Origin of the sequence: Mycobacterium sp. (genome assembly GCF_049802695.1) — a bacterium.
Lineage (GTDB): Bacteria > Actinomycetota > Actinomycetes > Mycobacteriales > Mycobacteriaceae > Mycobacterium.
Map to the genome: position 1 here is coordinate 1 of NZ_JBARMY010000495.1, position 2,769 is coordinate 2,769.

Genomic DNA, 2,769 nt, shown 5'->3' on the forward strand with positions numbered 1-2,769 from the left:
CGCCGATGCCGCCGCGCAGGCGCAGCGCGCTCAGTGAGACAGGTAGCGACGCAACATTTCCGCGGCGGCGGTGATCTGGTCGACGGGCACCTGCTCGTCGCGTCGATGGGCCAGATTTGGGTCACCGGGGCCGTAGTTCACCGCGGGAATACCGCGCGCAGCGAAACGCGACACATCGGTCCAGCCGTATTTCGCCCGCACCTGCCCGGCGGCGGCCTCGACCAGCGCCTTGGCAGCAGGCTTGGAGAGCCCGGGCAGCGCGCCGGCCGCGACATCGGTCTGCTCGATGCGCACGTCGAGCCCGTCGAACACGTCGTGCACGTGCTGCAGCGCCTTGGTGGTGGAGCGGTCGGGCGCGAAACGGTAGTTCACCGTTACCGACGCCGCATCGGGGATGACGTTGCCGGCGATGCCGCCGTCGATGCGCACTGCCGACAAGCCCTCGCGGTACAGGCAGCCGTCAATCTCGACCTCGCGTGCCTGGTAGCCCGCCAGCCGGTCGAGCACCGCGCCCAAGCGGTGAATTGCATTGTCGCCCAGCCACGAACGCGCGGAATGTGCGCGAGTTCCGCGGGCGTGCACGACGACGCGCAGCGTGCCCTGGCAGCCGGCCTCGATGTAGCCGGCAGTGGGTTCCCCGAGAACGGCAACGTCGGCGTTGAGCCAGTCCGGCAGTTCCTGCTCAATGCGGCCCAAACCGTTTAAAACCGCGTCGATTTCCTCGCAGTCGTAGAAGACGAGGGTCAAGTCGTGAACCGGTGCCGCGACCGTGGCGGCCACATGCAGGAAGACCGCGTCGCCGGATTTCATGTCTACGGTGCCGCAGCCGTGCAGCAGGTCGCCGTCTCGGCGGCTGGGCACGTTGTGGGCCGCCGGGACGGTGTCGAGATGCCCGGCGAGCAACACCCTTGCGGGGCGGCCCAGCTGGGTGCGGGCCAGCACAGCGTTGCCGTTGCGAATGATCTCGAAGCCGCTTGTCTGCTCGCGCAGCGCAGCCTCCACCTCGTCGGCGATCCTCGCCTCGGAACGTGATTCGCTGGGGATGTCGACCAGCGCCGCGGCCAGCTCGATCGGGTCGCCGTGAAGGTCCAGCACACGGTCAAGGGTAGTGCTTTGCGACCGTGTGGCCGCGGACAGTAGCGTGGGCCGGGTGACTGGAGCTTCGGGCATTGGGCTGGCAACGCTGGCGGCTGATGGGTCCGTCCTCGACACCTGGTTTCCCGCACCGGAACTGGTCGAGCCTGGCGAAACCGGCACAGTGCGGTTGTCGGTGGCAGAGGTGCCCGACGAGCTGGCCGAGCTGGCGGTCCGTGACGACGACCGTGCGACCGAGACGGTGGTGGTCCGCACGGTGATCGGCTCGCTGGACGACAAAGCCGTCGACGCCTACGACGCGTATCTGCGGCTGCACCTGCTGTCCCACCGGCTGGTCGCGCCACACGGCCTCAACGCCGACGGCTTCTTCGGCGTGTTGACCAACGTGGTGTGGACGAACTACGGGCCGTGTGCGATCGGCGGTTTCGAGGTGGTGCGTGCGCGGCTGCGCCGTCGCGGACCTGTGACGGTGTACGGCGTGGACAAATTTCCGCGGCTGGTCGACTACGTGATACCCACGGGCGTACGTGTCGCCGACGCCGACCGCGTCCGACTGGGCGCTCATCTCGCCGAGGGCACCACGGTCATGCATGAGGGGTTCGTCAACTACAACGCCGGGACGCTCGGCAAATCCATGGTGGAGGGTCGCATCTCAGCGGGCGTCGTGGTCGGCGACGGTTCGGACGTCGGCGGCGGCGCGTCGATCATGGGCACGCTGTCCGGCGGTGGCAGCGAAGTGATCTCGATCGGCAAACGCTGTCTATTGGGTGCGAATGCGGGACTGGGCATTTCGTTGGGCGACGACTGCGTCATCGAGGCGGGTCTGTATGTCACCGCGGGTACCAAAGTCGCGTTACCCGACGGCACCTCGGTCAAAGCCAGAGAACTTTCCGGTACGAGTAACATTCTGTTCCGGCGTAATTCGGTGACCGGTGCTGTCGAGGCGGTATCCCGTAACGGCCAGGGCATCGCGCTCAACGAGGACCTGCACGCCAACTAGCCGTCTGTCAGTAGCTTCTTTTTCAGCACCTTGCCCATCGCATTGCGCGGCAGTTCGTCCACGACACGCACCTCCCGCGGCCGCTTGTGCACCGAAAGCTGCTGCGCGACATAGTCGATCAGCAGCTCGGGCTCGACGTTGCCTGAGCCGACGACGAACGCGACGATCCGTTGACCCAGGTCCGGGTCGGGCAGCCCGACGACGGCAGCTTCGGTCACGTCCGGATGGCCCAGCAGCGCGGTCTCGATTTCCCCGGCGCCGACGCGGTATCCACCGGATTTGATCAAATCGACCGATTCACGCCCCACGATGCGGTGCATACCGTCGCCGTCAAGGACCGCGGCGTCGCCGGTGCGATACCAGCCGTCGGCATCGAGCACCTCGGCGGTGGCGTCCGGCCGGTTCAGGTAGCCGTCGAACAATGTGGCGCCCCGAACGTGCAGCCGTCCAATGGTTTCACCGTCGGCGGGAACGGGACCACCGCGCTCGTCGACCAGCCGGGTCTGCACGCCGGCCAGCGGCAGGCCCACCCAGCCCGCGCGGCGCTCGCCGTCGGCCCGCGTCGACAGCGTGATCAATGATTCGGTGGCCCCGTACCGTTCGACGGGCTGATGCCCGGCCAGCGCCGCTAACTGGTCGAACACCGGCACCGGCAGCGGGGCGCTGCCGGAGAC

3 protein-coding genes are annotated in these 2,769 nt (G+C 67.6%); 1 reads left to right on the plus strand and 2 read right to left on the minus strand.

All coding sequences use genetic code 11. The features are described 5' to 3' along the window. Nucleotides 1–30: 30 nt before the first annotated feature. Nucleotides 31–1,095 carry a succinyl-diaminopimelate desuccinylase gene (dapE, locus tag WA317_RS19530; RefSeq protein WP_425174603.1) on the minus strand — a complete coding sequence of 355 codons (1,065 nt, stop codon included), beginning with the start codon at nucleotides 1,093–1,095 and terminating at the stop codon, nucleotides 31–33. Between the two features lie 46 nt (nucleotides 1,096–1,141). Between dapE and dapD the strand changes: the two genes are divergently transcribed. Next, nucleotides 1,142–2,095 (plus strand): 2,3,4,5-tetrahydropyridine-2,6-dicarboxylate N-succinyltransferase, encoded by a 954-nt coding sequence (gene dapD / locus WA317_RS19535; protein ID WP_425174604.1) that lies wholly within the window; start codon nucleotides 1,142–1,144, stop codon nucleotides 2,093–2,095. Here the strand turns inward: dapD and WA317_RS19540 are convergent. After that, nucleotides 2,092–2,769 (minus strand): AMP-binding enzyme (locus WA317_RS19540; protein ID WP_425174605.1); only part of this gene is annotated, 678 nt, incomplete at its 5' end. The two genes, dapD and WA317_RS19540, sit on opposite strands and share 4 nt — an antisense overlap.